Genomic DNA, 23,437 nt, shown 5'->3' on the forward strand with positions numbered 1-23,437 from the left:
CGGGTCAGAAGTCGATCTTCGCGATCACGTCCTCGCCGAACTTCTGCGCCTGCTCCAGGTACTCGGCTCGGGTCTCGGTGTAGATCGTCGCGCCCGAGCCATCGACGCCCAGCGACTTGAGGTTCGCGAAATGGTCGAGCGCTTCCTGCGCGTTCCAGCCTGCCTTCACCGAGTAGGTGGAGGAGGCGATGACCTTGGGCGGCACCGCGCGTCCGATCTTCTCGCAATGCTCCGCCATGTAGGCGATGGCGGCCAGGATGTCCTCGTCGCCCTCCAGGTTGGCGGTGCGGGCGGTGTCGGTGATGGCCTTGGGCACGAAGAAGGGATGCCAGGCGTCGCCCAGTTCCACGGCCCGGCGCAGCGCGCGCTTGGAATTGCCGCCCACCAGCAGCGGCGGATGCGGCGTCTGCGCGGGCGTGGGCAGCACGCGGTTGCCGAGCGCGGTGTAGCCGTTGCCCTCGAAGGTGAAGTCCTCGCCGGTCCAGGCGAGCTTCATGGCCTTCATGTATTCGTCCATGATGTCGTTGCGGCTGTCGAAATCTACGCCGAGCGCCTTGTACTCGGCCTTCATGTAGCCCGCGCCCAGACCCAGGATGACGCGCCCGCCGGTGAAGTGGTCGAGGCTGGAGACCGCGCGCGCGGTGATGAAGGGATTGCGGTAGGGCAGCACGAGGATGTTGGTCTGCAGCCGCAGCGTCGTCGTCGTCGCGCCCAGCATCGAAAGCATGACGAAGGGGTCCTGCGCATAGTGCCCGCCGTTGTCGAGCCAGCGCGAGGAGGGCACAGGGTGGTCGGTGACGGTGCCGGCGTAGAAGCCCGCCGCCTCCACCGCGCGCGCGATCTCGTGCAGCGCCTGCATGGTGCCCCATTCTTGCGGCTTGTCGATGTGGTCGAAGGGCAGGCTGGTGCTGAGCGTGAAGGTCATCGGTCGTCCATCTTCATGATTGCGCGCCATGGTGCGCCGGGTTCAGCCGGCGACTTCGGGCGGGAGGATCCAGGTATCGGTACGGTCGCGCACCCAGCCGCCGGAGGCCCAGGAGCCACCGTCGACCGGGATGATCGTCCCCGTCACGTAGCTGGCCATGGGCGAGGCCAGGAACACCGCGACGCGGCCGCACTCCTCGTCGATCCCGGCGCGGCCGGCGGGGATGCGCTGGCGGATGCCTTCGACCTGCGCGGCGCTGGGCTGATGCCACGTGCTCTCGTCCACGGGACCGGTGAACTGGCCCCGCGTGCCGGGCGTCACCGTGTAATCGGGCGCGATCGTGTTCACGCGGATGCCGTGCTCGGCGAACTCGAGCGCCAACGTCCGCGTCAGGTTGTTGATGCCGGCCTTGCAGGCCGCGTAGACGGCGTAGCCCGGCGCGGCGCGGCTCGCCTCGATGCTGGTGACGTTGACGATGGCGCCGCCGCGTCCGCCGGCGATCATCACCGGCACCGCCGCCTGCGTCGCCGCGAGATTGCTGACCAGGTTGAGGTCGATGTGCCGCCGCCAGTTCTTCTCCGCCAGGTCGAGGAAGTTGCGGCGGGTGACGCCGCCCGCGTTGTTGACGAGGATGTCGAGCCGCCCGAACCGGTCGGCAGCGCGCACGACGGCGGCCTGGAGCGCGTCCACATCCATCACGTTGCCCGGGATGCAGAGCGCGCGGCGGCCGCGTTCCTCCACCATGCGGGTGACCTGCTCGCACCGTTCGGGCACGGCTTCGATGATGGCGACGTCGGCGCCCATGTCGGCCATGCACAGCGCGATCGCCCGGCCAATGCCGCCGCCGCCGCCGGTCACGAAGACCACTTGGCCGGTCAGGTCGATGTCGCTTGCCTGCACTTGCCTCTCCACCCAGGGTGCCGTTCTCGGCATCCGCAGCCCGCCCGATCAGGTCACGAGGCTGAACATATGTTGAGCATCAGCCAAGTCCGCAGGCTCGTCTATATCTTTCTCCAGCCCGGGGCCGGTGATCGTCACCGCGTTCAGGCCGAGGCTTTCCGCCACCTCGCGGTGCCGCGCGGCGCTGTGGACGCCGTAGTGGAAGCGAAACCCTGCCGCCTCAGGCAAAGGCAGCGACAGCGCGTTGGTACCAGTGCCGTGCCGGTCAGGCGCGATCCCCAGCGTCCCCGCCGGCAGCCGCGCGAGCCGGGCGATGTCCTGGACCGAGACCTGCGGAAGGTCTGCCGCGAGCACCACCAGCCGGGCCGGAGCGTCGCTTCGACCGCAGAGCGCCGCAAAGGCCGCGTCGAGCGCGGCGTTGAGCCCGCCTCCGGCGTCCTCCACCCGTTCCAGCGCACAGGCTCCGCGCTCAGGGCCCAGGAGCAGGGTGCGCGAAACCGCGCCCTCTGCCGCCAAGACCACATGCGCCAGCATGGCATCGACCAGCCGGGCGCGCTCCTCCGGATCGAGCGCGGCGGCCAGCCGGCTCTTGCCGGCACCGCGCGCCTTGACCGGGATCAGCGCCCAGGTGGCCGGTCGCTGCGTCACGGGATCGCGGGAGCCTCGGTCAGGTTGGTGAAGCGGATCCCGGCGCCGTCGGCCTTGTAGGTCTTGTTCATGTAGATGAGGATCGAGGTCAGCGCCTCGGCCGCGGCCGAATTGGCGAGCGCGCCGCCAGAAAGGCCGCGCAGGCCCATGCCCGGGCACAGTTCCACGACGGTCTTGCGCGCCTCCACGTCGTCGGAGAAGACCAGCACGTCGCACTCGATCGCGTGGTCGGAATCGAGATGGTGGGCCGAGACGTTGTGGAACGCCGTCACCAGCCGCACGTCGGGGCCGAGGTGCTCGCGCGCCTGGAGCGCGGCGCTGCCTTCGGCGGGAAGCTGGACGCGCATGACCTTGGGCGGCACCAGGGGCACGGTGGTGTCGACGACCACGGCCTGGCCCACGCGGTCGCGGATCTGGCCGAGCGTCTCGGCCTGCGACGCGTGGGGCACCGACACGATGACGACGTCCTGGTCTTGCGCGGCCTCGGCGTTGGCGGCGAACCCGGCGGCCCCCAGCTCCTCCGCGGTCGCCTGCGCCTTGTCGGCCGCGCGCGAGCCGATGGTGACCTCGTGCCCGGCTGCGACGAGCCGGCGCGCGATGCCCTTGCCCAGCGCGCCGGTGCCCCCGATGACCGCGATCCTTGCCATGATAGCTTATCTCTCCCACGAAATGTCGCGCTTGGCGATTGTGATTGTCGGCCCGCCGGACCTAAGGTGTCGGCAATGAGTGCCGAACGAGAAAACCCCGTTCCGGACATCAGCGTGCGTGCGCTGGCCGGATTGCCCATGTTCGCCCCCGGCCGGTCGATTGCGCAAGCGATTTGCACCGCGCTCGCGGCCGACGGCGATGCCTTACGCGACGGCGATATATGCGTGATCGCGCAGAAGATCGTCTCCAAGGTGGAGGGGCGGACGGTCGATCTGGCCGGTCTCGACCCCGATGCCGAGGCGCTGGAACTCGCGGCGCGCACCGGGCGGGGAGCGGCAATGGCGCAGGCGATCCTGGACGAGAGCGCCGAGATCATGCGCCCGCACCCGGCGGCGATCATCGCCCGGCACCGCACCGGGCACGTTCTCGCCAACGCCGGTATCGACGCCAGCAACGTCGAGGGCGGCGATGCCGGCACCGTGCTGCTCTGGCCGCGCGATCCCGACGCCTCGGCCCGCCGGCTGCGTGCCGAGCTGCGCGAGGCGGGCGCCCCGCGCGTAGGGGTGGTGATCGCGGATTCGATGGGCCGGGCCTGGCGCATCGGCACGGTGGGCACGGCGATCGGCTGCGCCGGCCTGCACGTGCTGGAGGATCGCCGCGGCCGCGCGGTCGACCTTTACGGCCGCACCCTGCAGGCGACGGTGATCGCGGTGGCGGACTCGATTGCGGCGGTCGGTGCGCTGGCGATGGGCGAGGGGGATGAGGGCACTCCCGTGGCCCTGGTGCGGGGGGCCGGGCGGTGGACATGCGAGGAGGACGGACCGGGCGCCGCCAGCGGACTGCGCCCGGTCGAGCAGGACATGTTCCGATGAGCGGCCGGCACGTGCTCGCGCTTTCGGGCGGAGTGGGCGGGGCCAAGCTCGCGGCGGGCCTGGCGGCCGTGCTCGATCCCGCGGACCTCACGATCGTGGTCAACACCGGGGACGACTTCGAGCACCTGGGCCTGACCATCTGCCCTGACATCGACTCGGTCACCTATGCCCTTGCGGACCTCAACGACACCGTGCGCGGCTGGGGCGTGAAGGACGAGACCTGGCAGGCCATGGCCATGCTCCGCGCGCTGGGGGAGGCGGACTGGTTCAACCTCGGCGACCGCGACATGGGCATGCACCTGGCCCGCTCCTGGCGGCTGCGCGCGGGCGAGACGCTGTCCGGCGTCACCGCGCGGCTGACGCGTTCGCTCGGTATCGCGCACGCGATCGTTCCGATGAGCGACGCCCCCGTGCGCACGCAGGTCGGCACGGCCGAAGGCTGGCTCGACTTCCAGCGCTACTTCGTCGCCGAGCAGTGCCGGCCGGTGGCGACGGGAGTCCGCTTCGCAGGCGTGCCGGGCGCCGCGCCGTCGCCCGCCTTTGCCGCGGCGCTGGCGCGTGAGGACCTGGCCGCGATCGTCGTCTGCCCCTCGAATCCGTATCTCAGCGTCGATCCGATCCTCAGCGTCGACGGAGTGCGCGCGGCGCTGGAGGCACGCCGGGTGCCGCTGATCGCGGTCTCGCCGCTGGTGGGCGGCACGTCGCTCAAGGGGCCGCTCGCCAAGCTGCTGGGAGAGCTGGGGCGGCCGGTCAGCAATGCCTCCATCGCCGATCACTACGGCGATCTCCTCGACCATATCGTCATCGACGGGGCCGACGCGGCAGACGCCGGGGACTTGCAGGCGCGCGGCCTTTGCGTCACCGTCGCGCCAACAGTCATGTGCGATGCCGGAGATCGGGAGCGGCTTGCGCGCGTAGCACTGTCCGCAGCCCGTATCAAAGCAGGATGACCATGGCGCGCGAAGACGATGCATTGACGACCCGACTCCTCACCACCCCGCTGGCGGCCCTGACGGCCGAGGCGCGGGGGCGGCGCGATGCGCGGCAGGGGCACCACACGCCGGCGCGGATGACCTATTCGCCCAAGGTGTTCATCCCGCTCACGCGCCTGTGCGCCGACGTGTGCCACTACTGCACCTTCGCCACCACGCCCTCGCGGCTTGAGGCGCCCTACCTCTCCGAGGACGAGGTGCTGGAGATCGCGCGCGCCGGCGCCGCCGCCGGTTGCAAGGAGGCGCTGTTCACGCTCGGCGACGCGCCGGAGCGCCGCTACGCCGCCGCGCGCGACTGGCTGGCGGAGCGCGGCTTCGCGCGCACCATCGACTACGTGCGCCACTGCGCGGCGCGGGTGCTGCAGGAAACCGGGCTGCTCCCGCACGTCAACGCCGGCGTGCTCGACGAGGATGACTGGCGAATGCTGCGCCCCGTCGCCGCCTCGGTCGGGCTGATGCTGGAGAGCACCTCGCGCCGCCTGCTGGACAAGGGCATGTGCCACCACGGCTCGCCCGACAAGGACCCGGCCGTGCGTCTCGCCTCGCTGACCGCCGCGGGGCGCGCGCGCGTGGCGACCACCAGCGGCGTGCTCATCGGCATCGGCGAGACACCGGAGGAGCGCATCGAGGCGCTGCTCGCGCTGCGCGACCTGCACGCGGCGCACGGGCACCTGCAGGAGGTGATCGTCCAGAACTTCTGCCCGAAGCCGGGCACCAAGATGTCCGGCGCGATCGAGGCCAGCGAGGCGGACTTCCTGCGCACCATCGCCGCCGCGCGCATCGTGCTGCCCGACGACGTCTCGGTGCAGGCGCCGCCCAACCTCAATGATGAGCGGCTGGCGGAATTGATCGACGCCGGGATCGACGACTGGGGCGGGATCTCGCCGGTCACGCTCGACCACGTCAATCCGGAGGCGCCCTGGCCCGAGATCGAGCGGCTGGAGGCGGTCTGCGCCCGCGCCGGGATGCCGCTGGTGGAGCGCCTGACCGTCTACCCGCGCTTCCTCGCGGAGCCGGGCTGGCTCGATCCGGCGATCCGCCCCGCGGTGCTGCGTCTCGCCGACGCCGAGGGGCTGGGGCGCGACAGCCGCTGGAGCCCGGGGGTGGCAGACCACGCACCCGGCACGGTGCAGACCCCTCTCGCCCGTCGCCACGAAGGCCCGGTCGCGGCGCGACTCCACCGCATCCTCGACCGCGCCGCCGGCGGCACCGCGCTCGACGCGGACGAGATCGCCGCGCTCTTCGCGACGCGCGGCGCCGCGGCCCAGGCGGTGGTGGAGGCAGCGGACGCGCTGCGCGCACAGGTGCGCGGCGACACCGTGACCTACGTCGTCAACCGCAATATCAACTACACGAACATCTGCACCCACGCCTGTTCGTTCTGCGCCTTCTCCAAGACCAGCAGCAAGGGGGGGCTGCGGGACAAGCCCTACAACCTCGACCTGGAGGAGATCGCCGGCCGTGCGCGCGAGGCGGTGGCGCGCGGGGCCACCGAAGTGTGCCTGCAGGGCGGCATCCACCCAAGCTACACTGGCGAGACCTACCTCGCGATCCTGCGGGCGGTGAAGGACGCCTGCCCGGATCTCCATGTCCACGCCTTCTCGCCGCTGGAAGTGAGCCAAGGCGCGCGCACGCTGGGAATGCCGGTGGCCGACTACCTCGCGATGCTGCGCGATGCCGGGCTCGGCTCGCTGCCGGGCACCGCCGCCGAGATCCTGTGCGACGAAGTCCGTGCGCAGATCTGCCCGGACAAGCTGACGACCGGCGAATGGCTCGAGGTCGTCGGCACGGCGCACCGGGCCGGGCTGCCGACCACCTCGACGATCATGTTCGGCCACCTGGAGAGCCCGCGGCATTGGGCCCGGCACCTGCTGGCGCTGCGCGACCTGCAGCTCGACACCGGCGGCATCACCGAATTCGTGCCGCTGCCGCTGGTCCACATGGAGGCGCCGTTCTACCGCAAGGGCCAGTGCCGCAAGGGTCCGACCTGGCGGGAGGCGGTGATGATGCACGCAGTCGCGCGGCTGGCGCTGCATGGCGCCATCGACTCGATCCAGGTCTCGTGGGTGAAGCTGGGCATGGACGGCGCCGCGGCGGTCCTTGCCGCCGGGGCCAACGACCTGGGCGGCGTGCTCATGGACGAAAGCATCAGCCGCGCCGCGGGCGCCGCGCATGGGCAGCTGGCCGACGTCGCCGCCATGCGCGCGGCGGCGGAAAGCGTGGGCCGCAAGCTGCGCCAGCGCACCACGCTCTACCGCGACGTGGCGGCCGACGTGATGGCGTGAGCACCTGCTCCTTCCTCTAGCCTGCGGCTTGGTCCTTTGAGCGATTGAGTTCCAACACGAAAGTCACAGCACGGGATAGAATGCCGCCCTCGCCATGAAGACGGACCTTGGCATCAGCATCTGATGTCAACGATCACCGCGGCCTCGACGGGGCTCTTGCTCGCATCTTGACCTCTAAAGAGATGCTGAAAGTTGAATCTGTCCTCCCCTCTGGCGGAGACTGCGTTGCAAGCTTCAGTGACCGCGATGTTGTCGCGATGAACATAGGGGGATCCCGGTTGGACAGTAAATGAGCCGCCGAGGATCCGTCCCTTCAATGTGGGCGGGAACAACAACTCGCCGTTCGTCTGTCTGAACTCCGAGTCTACTGTCGCGAAGGTCACGCTGCTTCCCTCAGCATCAATCTCGTACGATACAGGTGCGAACCTGCCATCATACCCCTCGAACTCCGTCGCGGCTACCGTGTCGGGATGTGGAACGATCCGTATGCTGGTTGCCGCGGACCGCGACGCCTCCGGGGCATCTGGGCCGTGAGTTGTTACGGGCATGTCCGGCTCGGCGGTTTGAGATGCAATTACAAGATCACGTTCATCGTTCGGCTGTTTGCTAGAGTTCTCGGAACGGATCCCGGTCGACCCCGTGGGCGGAAAACCGATGACCATCAGGGCTAAACCAAGAACACCAAGCGCAATTTGACGGTGTGGCGATCCGATTGGGGGAATAACTATCCCAGCGGCCGTTAAGCCGCCCCCCACGATTGAGGCAATGAGGCAAATCAGCCCGATGTAAAAGATGGCGCTCATGACCGATTCCCCCCGGAGTCGGACGATACTTAGCTATGAAACAACAATGAACGCCATATATTTCATGAATGAAGGCCTGGTGTAACAGGCTGTGCCCCGGGTGGACGTGAGACGGCTCATAAAGTTGGTGGAAGATATCGTCGAAAACATTCTTTTATAGGGGCTTATGCCTAGTATTTCAGTGATTGCACTCACATCGCCCTTATGTGCTGCCACATCGGCTCGGGCATCCAGGTGTACTCGATGTAGTGCCCGAAGACCCCGCGCGCATCGAGGTAGAGGAACTTGAGCGCGCCGTCCGGCTCCCCGGCCAGGTCGCGCTCCATGGCGATGGGGAAGGCCTGCGCATCCACCCGCGTGCGGAAGTCCTCCCAGTCCGGCACGCGGAAGCAGATGTGGTGGAACCGCAGGGGGCCGCCGTTGAAAAGGCAGTTGGCGTAGAGGCCGACCTCGTCGATCTCGTTCTCGATCAACTCGTACTGCAGCTCGCCGATCCAGATGAAGCAGATCCGGCCCTTCTGGCGCCGGGGGCCGGAGGGCGTCAGCACCGTCTGGTCGACCGGGATGATGACCGGCTCCCTGCTGAGCCCGCGGCCGCGGAACAGGTCGATGCCCGCCTCGAGATCGTCGCAGACGTAGGCGTTCTGGTAGTGCATGCCTTCGAGCATGGATCTCTCCCCCGTTCGCGTCAGCCCTCGCGTGCGACGTCGTAGCGCGACAGGTAGCGCTCGAAGAGCGGCTCCAGCTCCGACTTGGTGAGGCCGTACTGCGCCAGCTTGTATTCGTGGCGGCCGAACTTGTCCTGCGGATTGTCGTCCACCCAGGCCTGCACGCCGGCTTCGGCCTCGGCGGTCCACTCGTCGCCAAGCTGCGCGTAGACCTTCTTCGTGGCCGCCACCGGATCGTCGACGAGGTCGGCGTAGTGGACGTCGATGATCTTGTCCTCGCCGAAGCGGTCACGGAAGTCCATGATGCGGTTGGCGTGCTCGGCAGCCTGCCAGGGGTAGTCCTCCTTGAGCCACTCGGTGTCGATCCGCCCCATGTGCGCCATGTGGCTGAGCGAGATGATCGAGCAGAGAGAGCCGGTGGCGGTGAACGGATCGCGGTGGGTCCAGATAACACGCGCATCGGGATAGACCTGGAAGATCGTCTCGAGCCAGAGCGCGTGGCTGGGCTTCTTGACGTTCCAGACGCCGCCCGCGTGATGCTGCAGCACCTGCAGGAACTTCTTGTGGTACTCGTAGGCGCTGGTCATGTCGCAGGAGAAGATGAAGTCCTTGTAGGCCGGCAGCTTGCCCTTGGATTCGATCATCAGCGTCTTGAAGTCGTGCGCCATGAAGAACACGCACTCGTTGGGATAGACCGCCGAGCCGCGGTAGTACTTGCCCATGGCGGGGTTCGCCTCGAGCATCGCCTTCTCCTGCGCCAGGCGTTCCACCGCGCGCGGGTCGGTGGTGAGCAGCGACGGCGCGGCGACCGGCGGCACCGGGTCGTCGATCTCCCAGGTGAGCGGCGAGCGGCGCGCGGGGTCGGCGGCGAGCAGGTTCGACATCAGCGTGGTGCCGGTGCGCGGCACGCCCATGACGAAGACCGGCCGCTCCACCGGGCGATCCAGCAACTCGGGGTTGTCGCGCAGGTATTGCGACACCTTGAGCCGGCCGCGCAGGTAGTGGAGCGTGTCGTTCCGAGCGCGGGCGATCCCCCCTTCGCTCATCCAGCCCTTGGCAATGCCTTCGTTGAAGGAACCGGTGAAGGCGTCGAGCCCCTCGCGCCATGTGTCGTTGTCGAAGGCGTCGATGCCCGTTTCCCGCATCGCCTGCTCAACGAGCGCATCGGCAACGAGTCCTTCGGCGACGGTCTCGGTGGTCATGCTTCGATCCTCTTCCCTTCGCGCCGCTTGAGCGGCCGTCCATGGGCACAGATAATCGGCCGGGTGAGGGGATTGGCAATGCAGGCGGCGCGCCAGATCGGGCCCTTACGTGGAGTTCGGGCCAAGACCCGACCGGGCGGCCCCGGGCGGCCCGACGTCGTGGCGGGGCGGCCTCAGGCGAGGACGCGCCCCTGCCGCTGGCGGAACGTGCTGGGGCTCGCCCCCACGGCGCGCCGGAACGCGAAGGTGAAGCTTGAGGGCGACGCGAAGCCCATGGCGAAGGCGATCGCCTTGACGCTCTGCCCCTCCATCAGCAGCCGCTTGGCCGCTTCCATGCGCCGCTGCTCGATATAGTCGCCAATGGAGCAGGCGCGGCTGACGCGAAAGCCTCGGGTGAGCTGGCGGACGGAAAGCGCGCAGAGCTTGGCCAGGTCCTCAAGGCTCGGGGCGGTCAGGTCGTCCGCGAGCCGTTCGTCGATCAGCCGCAGGCGCCACCCGGAAAGGCCGCCGGTGACCGGCCGCTCCGCCACCTCCAGGCAGTGCCGGCCGAGCTCGATCGCCAGCTCGCCGCCCAGGAAGCCGAGCATCCGCTGTGCGGCAAGTCCCGGGTGCCGCACCTCGGCGGTGATGCGGAACAGCAGCGCCCGCATCTGCGCGCTGGACACGTCGAGCGCGGCGGCGAGGTGCGGGTCGTCCCACTCCAGCGGGCGGCCCACCACCTCGTCGATCAGCGCGGCGTCGATCGTGCAGATCAGCGAGGCCTGCCGTCCGCTGCCGCCCTTGATGTAGAGCTCCTCGCCCGGCGGGATCACGAAGACGTCGCCCAGCCGCTCCAGCCGGTGCGGGCCCCAGCGCTGCCGATATCCGCCGCGGGATTGCAGGGGGCGCGGCGTCAGGCACATGTTGACGTGATAGCCGGCCCCGATGGCGTGGCGCGTATCGGTCGGCTCGGGAATGTCGAAGCGGACGATCTGTGCGAGCACGCCGTCGGCTTCCAGCTCCGCGTCGAGGCGCATGCTGGGGCGATGGTCGTCAACCTGGGGCATCCTTCTCTCCGAACGACGAGGCGCTATCTGTCCCGGACGCCATCTTAAGGCCCGAACTCTATGCGCCGCGCGCTTGCGGGACAAGGACCCGGTGCGGAACATCGCGGCCACGTAAAGCGCCGGGCGAAGGCGCTGCTGGGATCGAGGGAGACTGGAATGGCCGTGAATGTGTCCGGGGGCCTGTTCGACTGCACGGGCAAGGTGACGGTCGTCACCGGTGGCAACGGCGGGATCGGCTTCGGCTTCGCGATGGGTGTCGCGAAGATGGGCGGCGACCTCGCGATCTGGGCCCGCAATGCCGAGAAGAGCGCCAAGGCGAAGGCCGAACTGGAAGCAGCGGGCGCCGGCCGGGTGCTCGCCTACCAGGTCGACGTATCGGAGGAAGCGAACATCGTCGCCGGGTACGAGGCGGTGATGGCCGATTTCGGGCGGGTCGACTGCGTCTTCGCCAACTCGGGCGCCTCACCGCGCTACAACTCCGTGTTCGAGATGCCGACCGAGCACTGGTACGATTTCCAGAAGACCGCGCTCCACGGCGCCTTCTTCACCCTGCGCGAAGGGGCGCGGCTGATGAAGGCGCGGGTGGACGGCGGCGACGCGACCGGTGGCAGCCTGGTCGCCTGCGGCTCGCTGTCGCTGTTCCAGGGCCTGCCGGGCAAGATGGAGTACGCCGCGTCCAAGGCGGCGGTGGCAGCGGCGATCCGCTGCCTCGCCATCGAGCTGGCGCCGCTGGGCATCCGGGCCAACGTGGTCGCGCCCGGACTGGTCATCACCCCGATGATGGGCGAGGGCGCCCGCGCCGATGCGGTGGCGGCGCACTTCGCACCGACGATCCCGATGAAGCGAACCGGCTTCCCCGCGGACTTCGAAGGCATCGGTGCGTACCTGTGCTCGGACGCCAGCAGCTTCATGACCGGCGAGACGATCACGATCGACGGCGGCTACATGGTCCGGCCCTGAGGAGAGAAGCGATGGAACTGCTCAAGATTCATGGCGCCGGCGATGTCCGGGTCGACCCTTACGAGCGACCGCAGACCGGGCCGGGCGATGTCGTCGTGCGGATGAAGGCGGTGGGCATCTGCGGCTCGGACCTGTCGTACATCAAGATGGGCGGCATTCCGCCGGGGGTGGAGACCGCGCTCGGCCACGAGGGCGCCGGCGAGGTCATGGAAGTGGGACCGCAGGTGACCGGGATCGCCGTGGGCGACGCGGTGATCGTCAATCCGATGATGACGCCCGGCAACATCGGCTCCGGCGGGCCGGAGGGGGCCTTCACCCAGGAGCTGCTGGTGCGCGAGGCGCGGCTGGGCGAATCGATCCTGCCGATCCCGGAAGGTATTTCGTGGGACGTCGCCGCCATGTGCGAGCCGCTCGCCGTCGCCATGCACGGCGTGAACCGGGCGGAGGTGAAGCCGGGCGACAAGGTCGTTGTCTTCGGCTGCGGTCCCATCGGCCTTGGCATGCTGCTCTGGCTGATCGACCGCGGGATCACGGATGTGGTCGCGCTCGACCTTTCGGAGGAACGGCTGCAGCGGGCGCGTGCGCTCGGCGTGCAGGCCGCGCTCAACCCGGCGGAGGTGGACTTGCGTGCGGAGCTGGCGCGGCTCCACGGCGAGGTGCCGAGCTACGGCCGCGTCGGCGTGGGCACCGACGCCTACATCGACGCCGCGGGCGCGCCGAACATCCTCACCGACGTCATCATGATGGCCAAGCTGCACGCGCGGCTGGTCATCACCGCGGCCTACATGAAGCCGCTGGAGTTCCCGGTCGGCCGCATGCTGACGAGCGAGATGACCATCACCACGGCGGTCGGCTATCCCACCGAGATGCCCGAGGTGATCGCCGCGATGCCGCGCCTCAAGGACAAGATCGCGGCGATGATCAGCCACAAGCTGCGCTTTCGCGACGTCATAAAGGGGCTGGAGATCGCTGCAACGCCGCAGTCGTCCAAGGTAATGATCGACTTCGAGGAGGCCTGACATGAGCGAAACCCAAGACGCCGGACCGAAGCTGGCCGGGCTGGTGCGCGCCGGCGACGAGCAGACCGAGGCGGTCCGGATCACCGACTTAGTGTTCCAGGCGAACGACATCTCGAACGCCTACCTGGTCACCACGTCCGCGGGCGACGTGATGATCAACACCGGGTTCATGGACCACGCCGAGCGCACGCGCCGCCTGCTGGCGCCGCACCGCAGCGGCCCGCTTGCCTTCATCATCCTCACGCAGAGTCATGCGGACCACTATGGCGGCGTGCCCGAGTTCCTGGAGGACGGCACCCAGGTCGTCGGCGGGCCCGGCTTCAACGAGGCGCTGGCCGACATGACGCGGCTGCAGCCGTTCTTCGGACCGCGCAGCGGCAAGCTCTGGGGCTCGACCTTGCGGCGCGGCTCCACGCCCAAGGCGCCGCCGCATGTGGTGCCCGACATCCTCGTCGACCGCCGCCTGACGATCGAACTGGGGGACCGTACCTTCGAGCTCATCTCTACCCCGGAGGGGGAGACGGTGGACAATCTCACCGTCTGGATGCCGCGCGAGAAGATCGCCTTCACCGGCAACGTCTTCGGCCCGGTGTGGCTCTCGATGCCGTTCCTCAACACGCTGCGCGGCGACAAGCCGCGGCTGGTGCGCAACTACCTGCGCTCGCTGGAGACGGTGCGCGACCTGGGGGCGGAGATCGTCGTCACCGGCCATGGCGACGCGATCTTTGGCAAGGAGCGCATCCGCGCCGATCTCGACAAGCTCCACGCCGCCGTCTCGCACGTTCGCGACTACACGCTGGAGGGGATGAACGCCGGGCGCGACGTCCACACCCTGATGCGCGAGTTCGCCTGGCCCGAGGGGCTGGAGATCGGCGAGTTCCACGGCAAGGCGAGCTGGGCGGTGAAGTCGATCTGGCGCGAATATGCCGGCTGGCTCCACTACGAGGACGGCACCACGGCGCTCTACGGCGTGCCGCGCACGAGCGTGGATGCCGATCTTGTCGAGCTCGCAGGCGGGGCGGCGGTGCTGGCCGACCGGGCGCGAACGAAGCTGGACGCCGGTGCGCCGCTGGAAGCGGTCCACCTCACCGACATCGCTCTCCATGCCGAGCCCGACTCCAGGGCGGCGATCGAGGTCCGCAAGGCGGCGCACGAAGCACTGCTGGCGTCGAGCGGGGGCAAGAACCTGTCCGAGACGATGTGGCTGCGCGCCGAGATCGCCGCCATGGACGCGAAGCTGGACGGCGCGGGGTAGTGCGACTCAGTCGTCCACCTTCACCATGCCGCCCAGGACCGGCCCTCCTGCGACCGCGATGGCCTCGCCGGTGACGTAGCTTGCTGCGTCGCTGACCAGGAAGGCGACCACTTGCGCGACCTCTTCGGGCAAGCCGTAGCGGCCGAGCGGGAACACGTGCGCGGCGCTGTCGGCGTCGAAGCCGGTCTTCTCCCAGCCGGCGCGCGCCTTCTCGGTCGCGGTCATGCCGGGCGCCACGGCGTTGACCCGCACGCCTGCCGGGCCCCATTCCGCCGCGGCGACGCGGGTGAGCATCTGCAGCCCGGCCTTGGCGGCCGAATAGGCGGCGACACCCTGGGTCCCGTGCATGCCGGCGACCGAGGAGACGTTGACGATGCTGCCGCGGTGCCGGCGCAGGTGCGGGAAGGCGGCCTGCGAGGCGTACATCGCCGCGCTGAGGTTCAGCTGCAGGTCGCGGTCCCATTTGGCCGGATCCATCTTCGCGAGGCCCACGTGGCCATGGGCGCCGCCGGCGTTGTTGACCAGGATGTCCAGCCTGCCGAAATGCGTCGCGGCCGATTCCACCATGGCCTGCGCCCGCGCGAGTTCGCGCACGTCCGCCTCGAGCGCCAGCCCGCGTCGGCCGAGCGCTTCGACTTCTGCCACGACACCGTCGAGCGGAGCGCGTTTGCGGCCTGCCAAGGCCACGTTAGCGCCGCGTTTGGCCAGCAACAGCGCGATGGCGCGACCGATGCCGGTGCCGCCCCCCGTGACCAGGGCCACGCGGCCCGAAAGGTCGAATTCCTGCAGCATGCGTCCTCCCTCCGAGGCGGTTCGCGCCAGCGTCGGCACGATATCGCCGGGTCCGCCTTTCAACCGCGTCCGGCCATCCTCATGGTGGTCGGGCGGGTGCATCGCGCCGGTGATCCCGGGTGATGACCGTGCAGTCGGACTCGAGTCTCTAGGTAGTATATACTATCTAATCAGGCAATCGAACTTTGTGGGAGCGGATGGAATGGGCACGCACGATCTTCTCGACCTGGGCGGTCAGGTGGCGGTGGTCACCGGTGGCGGGCAGAACGCCGGCCGCGGCATCGCGCTCGAACTCGCGCGGCACAACCCCGGCGGGATCGCCGTGAACGACTTCGTCCCCGAGCGGGCGGAGGCGGTGGCCGAGGAGGTCCGTAAGCTGGGCGTACCCGCGCTCGCCGTCCCGTTCGACGTGGGGGATCTCGATGCGATCCGGGCGGCGGAGGAGGCCATCCGCGAGACGCTGGGTGCCGCGACGATCCTGGTGAACAACGCCGGCATGGCCGGCCCGGGCGGGTCGCTGCGGCCGATGCAGAACTTCTGGGAGGAGGACCCGGCAAACTGGGACCGCTACCTGCGCACCAACCTCTACGGCGTCTACAATGCCTGCTTCGCCTTCATCCCCAACATGGTCGCGGCGAAGCAGGGGCGCATCGTCACCATCGTGTCGGATTCCGGCCGCGTCGGGGAGCCGAAGCTGGCGGTCTACGCCTCCGCCAAGGCGGGGGCGCAGGGCTTCGTGCGCTCGATCGCCAAGGAGCTCGGCCGCTTCAACGTCACCTGCAACGCGGTCTCGCTGTCCTCGCTGATGCCGGACATGGCCGAGGAGCAGCTGGCCGAGGTCATGCAGAGCGACCATGCCAAGGCGCAGATGGCGCGCTACACCATCCGGCGCTACGGGAAGTCGGCCGATGTCGCGGCGCTGGTCACCTTCCTGTGCTCGGGCGCGGCGGAGTGGATCACGGGGCAGACCTACCCGCTCAACGGCGGCTACGCGCCGTCGATGTAAGGCTCAGGCGGCGACTTCGCGCGATTCGCCGCCCAGCCACTGGCGGACCACCAGGTAGCGGCCGTGGAGCGCGCCGCGATCCTGGATGCCGAAGCCCAGCATCGTGCCTTCGTGGCCCTCGGCCGCAGCGAGCCACTTCACCTGTTCCAGGCCGAGGCGCACGCCTTCGCGGCTGAAGTCCCCCGCCCGGGCGAGCCCCTCGGCGACGAGCCTGCCGAGGTCGTGCCCCTTGGCGATCGCCGCGGCTTGCTGGCGGGGTGCTTCCATCTCCTCCAGCAGGGCGCGCAAGGTGGCGTTGTCGTCAGAATGCACGTCGATGTAGAACCAGCCCTCGCAGATGCGGGCGAAGTCGCCATGGTATCCGCGCAGGCCTGCCGTGTTCATGATGCTGGGCCCGTACCAGCCCGCGTCCGCAAGCCCGCGTGCCACCGCAGGCGCCGAGACGCCCAGGCCGAGGTAGGCGATGCCGTCCGGCTCAGCCTCCAGCAGCGCGGTCGCGGCCTCGCCCGCCTCGTCGGCCACCGGCAGGAGGCCTTCGCGTGCGATCACCGCGAGCCCCAGGATGCGAGCTTCGTCTTCGAGGTACTTGAGATGGCGCGTGCCGATGGGCGAGGTGTCGTATGCCACCGCGACGCGGCGGCAGCCCAGGGCGGCGAGATGGCGCGCCATGACCAGCGATTCGTCCTCGTGGCTGCCCACCTGGTGTTGGAACATGTAGCGCCCGCGTGCACGCTCCGCGCCGGCCCAGTTGATGGTGGGGATGCGCATCTGTTCCGCCAGCGGAGTCGCCACCAGCGCGTTGTCGCCGATGGCCGGCCCGACGATCAGGCAGACTCCCTCGCCGGCCAGCTGGCGGTAAGCGTTCTCCACCGCCTCGGCGGTTCCGGAAGGGAGGCCCAGTCCGTAGGCGTGGACGATCTCGATCTCCGCGGAAAGGCGGCCCGCGTCGCGCAGGCGGCCGATCTCCCGCTCGATCCACCCCGTGATGTCGCCTGGCACCGCTCCTGTGACGTCCGGCTCGGAAAAGTCGGCCATATCGTTCAGCACGCCGACTTTCACGCTTGCAGGCATCGTGTCCTCCCGGGAGCCCGGCCGGCAAGATCGCCGCCGTGCAGTCCTTCGGGCGTAGCAATGAGCCAGCCGCAAAAAGGCTGCGCCGGGCGCCGCCTAAATCGGGTCAGCCGCGCGGACCTCTCTGGAACAGCGGTTGCGGGCAGAGGGCATAGCTGGGGTCGCGCGGGCCCTGGCCGAGAAGGCCGCCCCCGTCGAATGGCCTCCGCAGCTTGAAATCGTAGGTCACGACCCTCTTGGCAAAGCGCCAGCGTCCGTCCTCACAGCGGCGATAGTTGTCGATGTAGCGCACCGCCATGAAGTCCTCCTCCCGGCCGCCGTCGGGCGCGGGGATGAGGTGGTAGGCCAGCGCATAGACCTCGCCGCTCGCCTCGTCCCCGTCCACCGCGACCAGGTGGTTGCAGACGTGGTGGCCGGAGTAGGGCATGTGCGGGAACGCGCGCGCGATGAAGTCGCAGTAGTCCGCCGCAGGGCCGTCGAAGCTGTCCCCGTGCGTGTCGGTGGCGTCGGGGGTGTAGAGGTCGCGCAGCAGTTCGATGTCCTGCCGGTCGATCGCGCGCGAGTAGAGCAGGACGAGTTCGCGGATCGCCTCCTTGTCGAGCAGCGTGGCGAGGGCGGTCTGGTCGATGGTCATGCGTTTCTCCCGGTGTCCCGCGCTACAGCAGCGTCCCGCCATCGACGGGGTAGACCTGCCCGGTGATGAAGCTGGCACGCGCGGAGGCGAGGAAGGTGACCATGCCGGCGATCTCTTCGGGCGAGGCGAAGGGCTTGCCCACGAAAGTGCGGCGCTGGCGCAGCGCGCGATCTTCTTCGCTGACGCTCGCCCCGCCCTTGGAGAACAGGCCGGTCTCCGGATGGAAGCGGCTGCCCGAGCTGAGGCTTGCCGGATCGGTGGGTATCGTCGCGTAAGGCGCGACGGCGTTGACGCGGATGCCGTGGCTGCCGACTTCCTTCGCCAGCACCACGGTGAAGCTGTGCACCGCGCCCTTCGCGGCGGAGTAGACCGGCAGCATGTAGTCGCCCACCAGCGCGGCCGTGGAGCCGACGTTGACGATCGCGCCGGCTTTCCGCTCGATCATGCCGGGCAGCACCTTGTGCGTCATGCGCAGCACGGTACCGAAGTTCAGGTCGATGTCGGCCATCCACCGGGCCGGGTCGGAATCGACGAACAGCCCCTGGTCGACGTTGCCGCCGACGTTGTTGACCAGCACGTCCACGGGGCCGAGCGGGCCGGCGGCCGCGAGGATGCGTCCGGGCGAAGCCGGGTCGATCAGATCGGCGGCAACGAACAGGGCCTCTGCCGCACCGCGCTCCCGGCACTCGGCCGCCAGCCGCACGCCGGCGGCCTCGTCGCGCCCGACGAGGACCAGCGCGGCGCCTTCCGCCGCGAGGTCGAGCGCCACGGCGCGGCCGATGTTGGCGGCCGCCCCGGTCACGATCGCGACCTTGCCCTTGAGCTGGAGATCCATGCGTGCTCCCCCGTTCCTTTCCGGGGGCTAGGACGGCCGCCCCGCGGGGGCAAGCCGCCGGGGCGATCAGCGCAAGCTCAACGCCGGCCGGTGCGCACGCAGCGCATCTCTCCGTCGGTGCCATCGGGCCTGAGTTCGCGCAGGAAGCCTTCGGAGACGCGGTGCAGGGCAAGGCCCTTCAGCTTGCCGCCGGTCATCGTCACCCGGTCTCCGACGAACAGATAGCTGCCTCGCACGCTGCCCACCTTGTAGCTGGAGGCGTTGACGACGCGGAACTCGTGATCGGGCACCGGCTTGCCCGCGGGACCGGAGGCGTCGCCGGGCATCTCGCACGTATAGGTACCGAGCGGGAGCGTGGAGATCGCCCCTCCCGGGACCGGCGCTGCCTCGGCCGCGATCGCCGGCGATGCGGCGAGCAGCACGCCCAGGACGAGGGGCATCGAAGCCAGGCGCGGCGAGGGGCAGGGCGCGAGCGGGGGGCGGGGCGCGAGCGGGGGACGGGGCGCGAGCGGGGGGAGGACGGCGCGGGTCATGCCCCTTGCGCTAGCATCCGCGCGAAGCAATTGCCATGCCCCGCCGCCTCGTCTAAGGGCGCATGCTCTCGGAGCGTCGCCCGGCCACAAGGCGGGAGTGGCCCCGTACCAGCTCTTTCCCATCCTGAAGGCCAAAACCATGAAGATCAGCGGCGTCGATATCCGTCCCGGCAACATCCTTGAATACGAGAAGGGCATCTGGAAGGTCGCCAAGACGCAGCACACCCAGCCCGGCAAGGGCGGCGCCTTCATGCAGGTCGAGATGAAGAACCTGATCGACGGCCGCAAGACCAACGTGCGCTTCCGCAGCGCCGACACCGTCGAGCGCGTGCGGCTGGACACCAAGGACTTCCAGTTCCTCTACGCCGAGGGCGACGACCTGGTGTTCATGGACATCGAGACCTACGAGCAGATCACGCTGCCGGCCGACCTCCTGGGCGATGCCGCCGCCTTCCTGCAGGACGGCATGCAGGTCCTCCTCGAGATGTGGGAAGAGCGCCCGATCTCGGTGCAGCTGCCCGAGCAGGTCGAAGCCACCATCGTCGAGGCCGATGCGGTGGTGAAGGGGCAGACCGCCTCGTCCAGCTACAAGCCCGCCGTGCTCGACAACGGCGTGCGCGTGATGGTGCCGCCGCACATCGAGAGCGGGACGCGCATCATCGTCGACGTCTACGAGAAGACGTACGTGAAGAAGGCCGATTGACGGCAACGGGAGCAGAGTAAGGTCATGGCCGCCATTTCCGGTCTCATCCGCGTCATCGAGAAGGCCGCGCGCAAGGCAGGTAACCGCCTGCGCCGCGACTTCGGCGAAATCGAACACCTCCAGGTCAGCCGCAAGGGTCCGGCGGACTTCGTCTCGAAGGCAGACCAGGCTTCCGAGCGTACCATCTGGGACGAGCTGCGCGCTGCGCGGCCGGACTGGGGCTACCTGTTCGAGGAAGCCGGCGAGATCGAGGGCGACCCGACGAAGCCGCGCTTCATCGTCGATCCGCTCGACGGCACCACCAACTTCCTCCACGGCATCCCGCACTTCGCGATCTCGATCGCGGTGCAGGAGCCGCGCCTCGACGGTCGCGGCTGGGGCGAGGTCACCGCCGGGCTGATCTACAACCCGATCACGGACGAGAGCTACTGGGCCGAGAAGGCGCGGGGCGCCTGGCTGCACGACCGCCGCCTGCGCGTGTCCTCGCGCCGCCATCTCGACGAGAGCCTGATCGCCACCGGCATCCCCTTCGCGGGCCATGGCGATCCCGGTAAGTGGACGCGGATCTATCACGCGCTCGCGCCGCAGGTCGCCGGTATCCGCCGCTTCGGTTCCGCCGCCCTCGATCTCGCCTGGGTCGCTTCGGGGCGCTACGAGGGCTTTTGGGAAGCCGACCTCAAGCCCTGGGACACTGCCGCGGGTTGCCTGCTCGTGCGCGAGGCCGGCGGCTTCGTGACCGATTGGAAGGGCCGCTCGCAGCCTTACTGCGACACCGAAGTGCTCGCCGGCAACGACGTGCTGCACTCGCGTCTCCACAAGATCATCGCGGGCGCTCTCAAGGACTGACTTGAGCGGGAAGGGCGGCCCCGCTAAGCCGTCCGCCGTGCCCCTGTGGCGGAATGGTAGACGCGAACGACTCAAAATCGTTTGTCGCAAGGCGTGCCCGTTCGAGTCGGGCCAGGGGCACCATTCCTTCCTATTGCCGATGCCGAGCCGAGTCTTCGCGGTTGAGCGACCGGTGCGAGGTCGAGGCTAGGCGAGGCCCTCCAGCCATTCGGCGATCATCGCCCGGCCGGCGGCGACGGCGGCGGGGCCCAGCGTCTCGTGCGCGCGTCGCAGCGCCTGGGGGCAGCGGCCCGCCTCGACCACGGCCTCGGGCCACTGCTCCATCCACTCCTCGAAGCGCGGATCCTCGCCCATCTCGGCGTGGAACTGGAGCGCCAGCAGGTTGCGGCCGCGCCGGAACGCCTGGTGTGCGTACAGCGCCGTGGAAGCCAGCAGCTCCACCCCTTCGGGCCGCGTGAAGGTGTCGCCGTGCCAGTGCAGCACCGGGACGCCGGCAACGTGCCGCAGGGGGCCTGCGGCGGCCTGCGCATGGATCTCCACCGGATGGAACCCGACTTCCTTGGCCGGCCCGGGGTACACCCTCGCGCCGAGCGCCGAGGCCATCATCTGCGCCCCGAAGCAGACGCCCAGCGTCGGCCGGTCCGCCTCCAGCCGCAGCGCCAGGCGGCGCAGCTGGCAGGCGATCCAGGGATGCCGATCCTGCTCGTAGACGCCCATCGGGCCGCCCATCATGATGAGCAGGTCCGGCTCGCGCAAGTCGAGCGAGGCGAACTGCGGATCGGCGACGTCGATCCGGCTGACGGCGTAGCCGGCGTCCTCGATGGGCTGGCGATAGCCGGCGACACCTTCGTGCGGGACGTGGCGGATGATGAGGGCGGTCTTCACGGGAGCAGTCTGGCACGATCACTATTAACGGGCGGCATCGCACCATCGTGCGATGCCGCCCTCGGGGATAAGCGGTGAATCAGAGACCCAGGCGGGACCAGAAGTCCCCTGCACTGTCGATCGTGGCGGCTCCGTCCGCCGCCGGCGGCGCGATGCTCTCCCGCCACGAGGGGTGCGGCAGGCGGGGCCGGAGATCGGGCCGGGCACGCAGGACACGGGAGGTGAGGGAAGGGATAGGATTGGACATTTCGCATCTCCATCAGGAGGCACGAAGCCGGCGTGGTCGCTTGGGTTTCGTGCGCTTTAGCGGTTGTTGACGCGGAGCAAGCTGACAGCCATCAAATGCCGCGGAGCCCGGGCGATGTCCCGGTCTCGGGCGTCAATCTAGCCGACGGCGCGGATAGGTCCAGCGGCACGATTCTTTCCGGCCTGCGAGAAAATCTTGAGGCACCCGGCGGAAGTCCTTGCCCGATTGCCGCCGGCGGCAGGCTGGCGTAGCCTTGCGCGATGCGCCGCTTTCTCTCCGCTCTCGCCTGCGCCACCCTGGCGTTCCCGCTGCCGGCCCTGGCTGAACCGATCGCAGAGACCGTCGCGCGCGACATGCCGGGGCTCATGCAGATCTACCGCGACCTCCACGCCAATCCGGAGCTCAGCTTCCAGGAGACCCGCAGCGCCGCGATCATGGCCGCCGCGGCGCGCAAGGCCGGCTTCACGGTGACGGAGCAGGTCGGCCGCACCGGGATCGTCGCGGTGCTGCGCAACGGGCCGGGGCCGACGGTGCTGGTCCGCGCCGACATGGACGGGCTGCCGGTGGTCGAGCAGACCGGGCTCGCCTTTGCCTCCACCCGGCGCGGCACCTCCACCGCAGGAGTGGAGAGCGGCATCATGCACGCCTGCGGGCACGACACGCACATGACCGCCTGGATCGAGACGGCACGGCTGATGGCCGCGCGCAAGGCGCAGTGGTCGGGAACGCTGGTCATGATCGGGCAGCCGGCCGAGGAGATGGGGCTGGGCGCCCTGGAGATGCTGAAGGACGGGCTCTACACCCGCTTCCCCAAGCCCGACTACGCCCTTGCCTTCCACGATACGCCCGAGCTTGCGGCCGGGGTCGTCGGCGCGGCCAAGGGCTGGGCGCTGGCCAACGTCGACAGCGTCGACATCCTCGTGCGCGGGGTGGGTGGGCACGGAGCCTACCCGCACACGACGCGCGATCCCATCGTCCTCGCCAGCGCGATCGTGATGAAGCTGCAGACCCTCGTCAGCCGCGAGAACGACCCGCTCGATCCGGCGGTCGTGACGGTCGGGTCGTTCCACGCCGGCGCCAAGCACAACGTCATCCCGGACCAGGCCAAGCTCGAACTCACGGTGCGCAGCTATTCGGACGAGACCCGGGCGCGGCTTCTCGACGGCATCCGCCGGATCGTGCGCGGGGAGGCGATCGCCTCGGGGATCGCGGAGGACAAGCTGCCGCAGGTCACCGTCAAGGAACCGCACACCCGCGCGACCTGGAACACGCCCGAACTGGCGGAGCAGACGGTGGCGGCGCTGGGGCAGGATCTGGGCGCCGATCGCGTCGTCATGACGCCCTCGGTGATGGGCGGGGAGGATTTCGGCGAGTTCCGGCGGGCGGACGAGGCGCATATCCAGTCGCTCATCCTGTGGGTCGGCGGTGCGGATCCCCAGAAACTTGCGGCCGCCAAGGCGGGCGGAGCGCCGGTCCCGTCGCTGCACAGCCCGTTCTGGGCGCCGGAGGCCGACAAGGTGATCGCGTCTGCCGCACAGGCGCTCACTCTGACGGCGATGCGTTTGATGCCGCGCGGGCAGGGCGGGCTGTAAGCCGTACCGACAGCCCCCGCGGTGGCCTGGCGGCCGGGAGGGCCGCGCCCGCAGCGCCCGCAGGCCGGTG

Annotated in this window: 25 protein-coding genes and 1 tRNA gene; 11 read left to right on the top strand and 15 right to left on the bottom strand. The window is 69.3% G+C overall.

Going from position 1 to position 23,437, the window contains the following annotated elements; all coding sequences use genetic code 11:
- Positions 1-4: 4 nt before the first annotated feature.
- The 4 genes from ACFFJC_RS11640 to npdG are packed head-to-tail and all read right to left on the bottom strand — an operon-like array spanning position 5 to position 3,120.
- Complete coding sequence (locus ACFFJC_RS11640) at positions 5-925, bottom strand: TIGR03619 family F420-dependent LLM class oxidoreductase (RefSeq protein ID WP_379487675.1); 921 nt, start codon at positions 923-925, stop codon at positions 5-7.
- A 42-nt stretch (positions 926-967) separates the two neighbouring features.
- Positions 968-1,825 (bottom strand): SDR family NAD(P)-dependent oxidoreductase, encoded by an 858-nt coding sequence (locus ACFFJC_RS11645; RefSeq protein WP_379487676.1) that lies wholly within the window; start codon positions 1,823-1,825, stop codon positions 968-970.
- 48 nt (positions 1,826-1,873) lie between these two features.
- The gene (gene cofC / locus ACFFJC_RS11650) at positions 1,874-2,473 is read right to left on the bottom strand and encodes a 2-phospho-L-lactate guanylyltransferase (protein WP_379487677.1); all 600 of its coding nucleotides are present in this window, start codon (positions 2,471-2,473) and stop codon (positions 1,874-1,876) included.
- Positions 2,470-3,120: an NADPH-dependent F420 reductase gene (npdG, locus tag ACFFJC_RS11655; RefSeq protein WP_379487678.1), complete on the bottom strand. Its 651-nt coding sequence runs from the start codon at positions 3,118-3,120 to the stop codon at positions 2,470-2,472. The genes cofC and npdG overlap by 4 nt, the downstream gene beginning before the upstream one ends.
- A gap of 75 nt (positions 3,121-3,195) precedes the next feature.
- Here npdG and cofE point away from each other — a divergent pair, with 75 nt between their 5' ends.
- Genes cofE through cofH form a run of 3 tightly spaced genes read left to right on the top strand, consistent with a single transcriptional unit; the run spans position 3,196 to position 7,270 of the window.
- The gene (cofE, locus tag ACFFJC_RS11660) at positions 3,196-3,993 is read left to right on the top strand and encodes a coenzyme F420-0:L-glutamate ligase (protein ID WP_379487679.1); all 798 of its coding nucleotides are present in this window, start codon (positions 3,196-3,198) and stop codon (positions 3,991-3,993) included.
- Complete coding sequence (gene cofD, locus ACFFJC_RS11665) at positions 3,990-4,943, top strand: 2-phospho-L-lactate transferase (RefSeq protein WP_379487680.1); 954 nt, start codon at positions 3,990-3,992, stop codon at positions 4,941-4,943. The genes cofE and cofD overlap by 4 nt, the downstream gene beginning before the upstream one ends.
- Before the next feature lie 2 nt (positions 4,944-4,945).
- Positions 4,946-7,270 carry a 5-amino-6-(D-ribitylamino)uracil--L-tyrosine 4-hydroxyphenyl transferase CofH gene (gene cofH, locus ACFFJC_RS11670; RefSeq protein ID WP_379487681.1) on the top strand — a complete coding sequence of 775 codons (2,325 nt, stop codon included), beginning with the start codon at positions 4,946-4,948 and terminating at the stop codon, positions 7,268-7,270.
- 113 nt (positions 7,271-7,383) lie between these two features.
- On the opposite strand, the gene ACFFJC_RS11675 is transcribed toward cofH, so the two are convergent.
- From ACFFJC_RS11675 to ACFFJC_RS11690, 4 genes are all read right to left on the bottom strand, one after another.
- Complete coding sequence (locus tag ACFFJC_RS11675; protein ID WP_379487682.1) at positions 7,384-8,073, bottom strand: hypothetical protein; 690 nt, start codon at positions 8,071-8,073, stop codon at positions 7,384-7,386.
- 191 nt (positions 8,074-8,264) lie between these two features.
- The gene (locus ACFFJC_RS11680; RefSeq protein WP_379487683.1) at positions 8,265-8,741 is read right to left on the bottom strand and encodes a VOC family protein; all 477 of its coding nucleotides are present in this window, start codon (positions 8,739-8,741) and stop codon (positions 8,265-8,267) included.
- Between the two features lie 20 nt (positions 8,742-8,761).
- Positions 8,762-9,943: a sulfotransferase family protein gene (locus ACFFJC_RS11685; protein ID WP_379487684.1), complete on the bottom strand. Its 1,182-nt coding sequence runs from the start codon at positions 9,941-9,943 to the stop codon at positions 8,762-8,764.
- 173 nt (positions 9,944-10,116) lie between these two features.
- On the bottom strand, positions 10,117-10,989 hold the full coding sequence (locus ACFFJC_RS11690; RefSeq protein ID WP_379487685.1) for a helix-turn-helix transcriptional regulator: 873 nt from the start codon (positions 10,987-10,989) through the stop codon (positions 10,117-10,119).
- 156 nt (positions 10,990-11,145) lie between these two features.
- Here ACFFJC_RS11690 and ACFFJC_RS11695 point away from each other — a divergent pair, with 156 nt between their 5' ends.
- The 3 genes from ACFFJC_RS11695 to ACFFJC_RS11705 are packed head-to-tail and all read left to right on the top strand — an operon-like array spanning position 11,146 to position 14,223.
- Positions 11,146-11,949, top strand: a complete 804-nt coding sequence (locus ACFFJC_RS11695) for an SDR family NAD(P)-dependent oxidoreductase (RefSeq protein WP_379487686.1) — start codon at positions 11,146-11,148, stop codon at positions 11,947-11,949.
- Between the two features lie 11 nt (positions 11,950-11,960).
- Positions 11,961-12,968: a zinc-dependent alcohol dehydrogenase gene (locus ACFFJC_RS11700; RefSeq protein ID WP_379487687.1), complete on the top strand. Its 1,008-nt coding sequence runs from the start codon at positions 11,961-11,963 to the stop codon at positions 12,966-12,968.
- Position 12,969: 1 nt separating this feature from the next.
- On the top strand, positions 12,970-14,223 hold the full coding sequence (locus ACFFJC_RS11705) for an MBL fold metallo-hydrolase (RefSeq protein WP_379487688.1): 1,254 nt from the start codon (positions 12,970-12,972) through the stop codon (positions 14,221-14,223).
- Between the two features lie 6 nt (positions 14,224-14,229).
- Here the strand turns inward: ACFFJC_RS11705 and ACFFJC_RS11710 are convergent, their stop codons facing one another.
- Entirely contained in the window at positions 14,230-15,015 is a 786-nt protein-coding gene (locus tag ACFFJC_RS11710) for an SDR family NAD(P)-dependent oxidoreductase (protein ID WP_379487689.1), read from the bottom strand.
- A 202-nt stretch (positions 15,016-15,217) separates the two neighbouring features.
- Here ACFFJC_RS11710 and ACFFJC_RS11715 point away from each other — a divergent pair, with 202 nt between their 5' ends.
- On the top strand, positions 15,218-16,021 hold the full coding sequence (locus ACFFJC_RS11715; RefSeq protein WP_379487690.1) for an SDR family NAD(P)-dependent oxidoreductase: 804 nt from the start codon (positions 15,218-15,220) through the stop codon (positions 16,019-16,021).
- 3 nt (positions 16,022-16,024) lie between these two features.
- On the opposite strand, the gene ACFFJC_RS11720 is transcribed toward ACFFJC_RS11715, so the two are convergent.
- From ACFFJC_RS11720 to ACFFJC_RS11735, 4 genes are all read right to left on the bottom strand, one after another.
- Positions 16,025-17,092: an ABC transporter substrate-binding protein gene (locus tag ACFFJC_RS11720; RefSeq protein WP_379487691.1), complete on the bottom strand. Its 1,068-nt coding sequence runs from the start codon at positions 17,090-17,092 to the stop codon at positions 16,025-16,027.
- Positions 17,093-17,198: 106 nt separating this feature from the next.
- Positions 17,199-17,726, bottom strand: a complete 528-nt coding sequence (locus ACFFJC_RS11725; RefSeq protein ID WP_379487692.1) for a nuclear transport factor 2 family protein — start codon at positions 17,724-17,726, stop codon at positions 17,199-17,201.
- Between the two features lie 22 nt (positions 17,727-17,748).
- Positions 17,749-18,561: an SDR family NAD(P)-dependent oxidoreductase gene (locus ACFFJC_RS11730; protein WP_379487693.1), complete on the bottom strand. Its 813-nt coding sequence runs from the start codon at positions 18,559-18,561 to the stop codon at positions 17,749-17,751.
- Between the two features lie 77 nt (positions 18,562-18,638).
- Positions 18,639-19,094: a hypothetical protein gene (locus ACFFJC_RS11735; protein WP_379487694.1), complete on the bottom strand. Its 456-nt coding sequence runs from the start codon at positions 19,092-19,094 to the stop codon at positions 18,639-18,641.
- 139 nt (positions 19,095-19,233) lie between these two features.
- Between ACFFJC_RS11735 and efp the strand changes: the two genes are divergently transcribed.
- From efp to ACFFJC_RS11750, 3 genes are all read left to right on the top strand, one after another.
- The gene (gene efp / locus ACFFJC_RS11740; RefSeq protein ID WP_103095827.1) at positions 19,234-19,797 is read left to right on the top strand and encodes an elongation factor P; all 564 of its coding nucleotides are present in this window, start codon (positions 19,234-19,236) and stop codon (positions 19,795-19,797) included.
- A gap of 24 nt (positions 19,798-19,821) precedes the next feature.
- Positions 19,822-20,643 (top strand): inositol monophosphatase family protein, encoded by an 822-nt coding sequence (locus tag ACFFJC_RS11745; RefSeq protein WP_379487695.1) that lies wholly within the window; start codon positions 19,822-19,824, stop codon positions 20,641-20,643.
- Between the two features lie 39 nt (positions 20,644-20,682).
- Positions 20,683-20,766 (top strand) — tRNA-Leu (locus tag ACFFJC_RS11750).
- Positions 20,767-20,829: 63 nt separating this feature from the next.
- Here the strand turns inward: ACFFJC_RS11750 and ACFFJC_RS11755 are convergent.
- Positions 20,830-21,528 (bottom strand): glutamine amidotransferase, encoded by a 699-nt coding sequence (locus ACFFJC_RS11755; protein ID WP_379487696.1) that lies wholly within the window; start codon positions 21,526-21,528, stop codon positions 20,830-20,832.
- A 79-nt stretch (positions 21,529-21,607) separates the two neighbouring features.
- Positions 21,608-21,775, bottom strand: a complete 168-nt coding sequence (locus ACFFJC_RS11760) for a hypothetical protein (RefSeq protein ID WP_379487697.1) — start codon at positions 21,773-21,775, stop codon at positions 21,608-21,610.
- 260 nt (positions 21,776-22,035) lie between these two features.
- Here ACFFJC_RS11760 and ACFFJC_RS11765 point away from each other — a divergent pair, with 260 nt between their 5' ends.
- Positions 22,036-23,367, top strand: coding sequence for an amidohydrolase (locus tag ACFFJC_RS11765; protein WP_379487698.1), 1,332 nt, complete (start codon positions 22,036-22,038; stop codon positions 23,365-23,367).
- The last annotated feature ends 70 nt before the right edge of the window (positions 23,368-23,437 follow it).

This window comes from Novosphingobium soli, from assembly GCF_042432915.1.
In the GTDB taxonomy this organism is placed as follows: domain Bacteria; phylum Pseudomonadota; class Alphaproteobacteria; order Sphingomonadales; family Sphingomonadaceae; genus Novosphingobium; species Novosphingobium soli.

Coding starts and splice junctions, on each gene's coding strand:
- ACFFJC_RS11640 (WP_379487675.1), bottom strand. CDS start 925: ATGACCTTCACGCTCAGCACCAGCCTGCCCTTCGACCACATCGACAAG.
- npdG (WP_379487678.1), bottom strand. CDS start 3,120: ATGGCAAGGATCGCGGTCATCGGGGGCACCGGCGCGCTGGGCAAGGGC.
- cofE (WP_379487679.1), top strand. CDS start 3,196: ATGAGTGCCGAACGAGAAAACCCCGTTCCGGACATCAGCGTGCGTGCG.
- cofD (WP_379487680.1), top strand. CDS start 3,990: ATGAGCGGCCGGCACGTGCTCGCGCTTTCGGGCGGAGTGGGCGGGGCC.
- cofH (WP_379487681.1), top strand. CDS start 4,946: ATGGCGCGCGAAGACGATGCATTGACGACCCGACTCCTCACCACCCCG.
- ACFFJC_RS11675 (WP_379487682.1), bottom strand. CDS start 8,073: ATGAGCGCCATCTTTTACATCGGGCTGATTTGCCTCATTGCCTCAATC.
- ACFFJC_RS11680 (WP_379487683.1), bottom strand. CDS start 8,741: ATGCTCGAAGGCATGCACTACCAGAACGCCTACGTCTGCGACGATCTC.
- ACFFJC_RS11685 (WP_379487684.1), bottom strand. CDS start 9,943: ATGACCACCGAGACCGTCGCCGAAGGACTCGTTGCCGATGCGCTCGTT.
- ACFFJC_RS11690 (WP_379487685.1), bottom strand. CDS start 10,989: ATGCCCCAGGTTGACGACCATCGCCCCAGCATGCGCCTCGACGCGGAG.
- ACFFJC_RS11695 (WP_379487686.1), top strand. CDS start 11,146: ATGGCCGTGAATGTGTCCGGGGGCCTGTTCGACTGCACGGGCAAGGTG.
- ACFFJC_RS11700 (WP_379487687.1), top strand. CDS start 11,961: ATGGAACTGCTCAAGATTCATGGCGCCGGCGATGTCCGGGTCGACCCT.
- ACFFJC_RS11705 (WP_379487688.1), top strand. CDS start 12,970: ATGAGCGAAACCCAAGACGCCGGACCGAAGCTGGCCGGGCTGGTGCGC.
- ACFFJC_RS11710 (WP_379487689.1), bottom strand. CDS start 15,015: ATGCTGCAGGAATTCGACCTTTCGGGCCGCGTGGCCCTGGTCACGGGG.
- ACFFJC_RS11715 (WP_379487690.1), top strand. CDS start 15,218: ATGGGCACGCACGATCTTCTCGACCTGGGCGGTCAGGTGGCGGTGGTC.
- ACFFJC_RS11720 (WP_379487691.1), bottom strand. CDS start 17,092: ATGCCTGCAAGCGTGAAAGTCGGCGTGCTGAACGATATGGCCGACTTT.
- ACFFJC_RS11725 (WP_379487692.1), bottom strand. CDS start 17,726: ATGACCATCGACCAGACCGCCCTCGCCACGCTGCTCGACAAGGAGGCG.
- ACFFJC_RS11730 (WP_379487693.1), bottom strand. CDS start 18,561: ATGGATCTCCAGCTCAAGGGCAAGGTCGCGATCGTGACCGGGGCGGCC.
- ACFFJC_RS11735 (WP_379487694.1), bottom strand. CDS start 19,094: ATGACCCGCGCCGTCCTCCCCCCGCTCGCGCCCCGTCCCCCGCTCGCG.
- efp (WP_103095827.1), top strand. CDS start 19,234: ATGAAGATCAGCGGCGTCGATATCCGTCCCGGCAACATCCTTGAATAC.
- ACFFJC_RS11745 (WP_379487695.1), top strand. CDS start 19,822: ATGGCCGCCATTTCCGGTCTCATCCGCGTCATCGAGAAGGCCGCGCGC.
- ACFFJC_RS11760 (WP_379487697.1), bottom strand. CDS start 21,775: ATGTCCAATCCTATCCCTTCCCTCACCTCCCGTGTCCTGCGTGCCCGG.
- ACFFJC_RS11765 (WP_379487698.1), top strand. CDS start 22,036: ATGCGCCGCTTTCTCTCCGCTCTCGCCTGCGCCACCCTGGCGTTCCCG.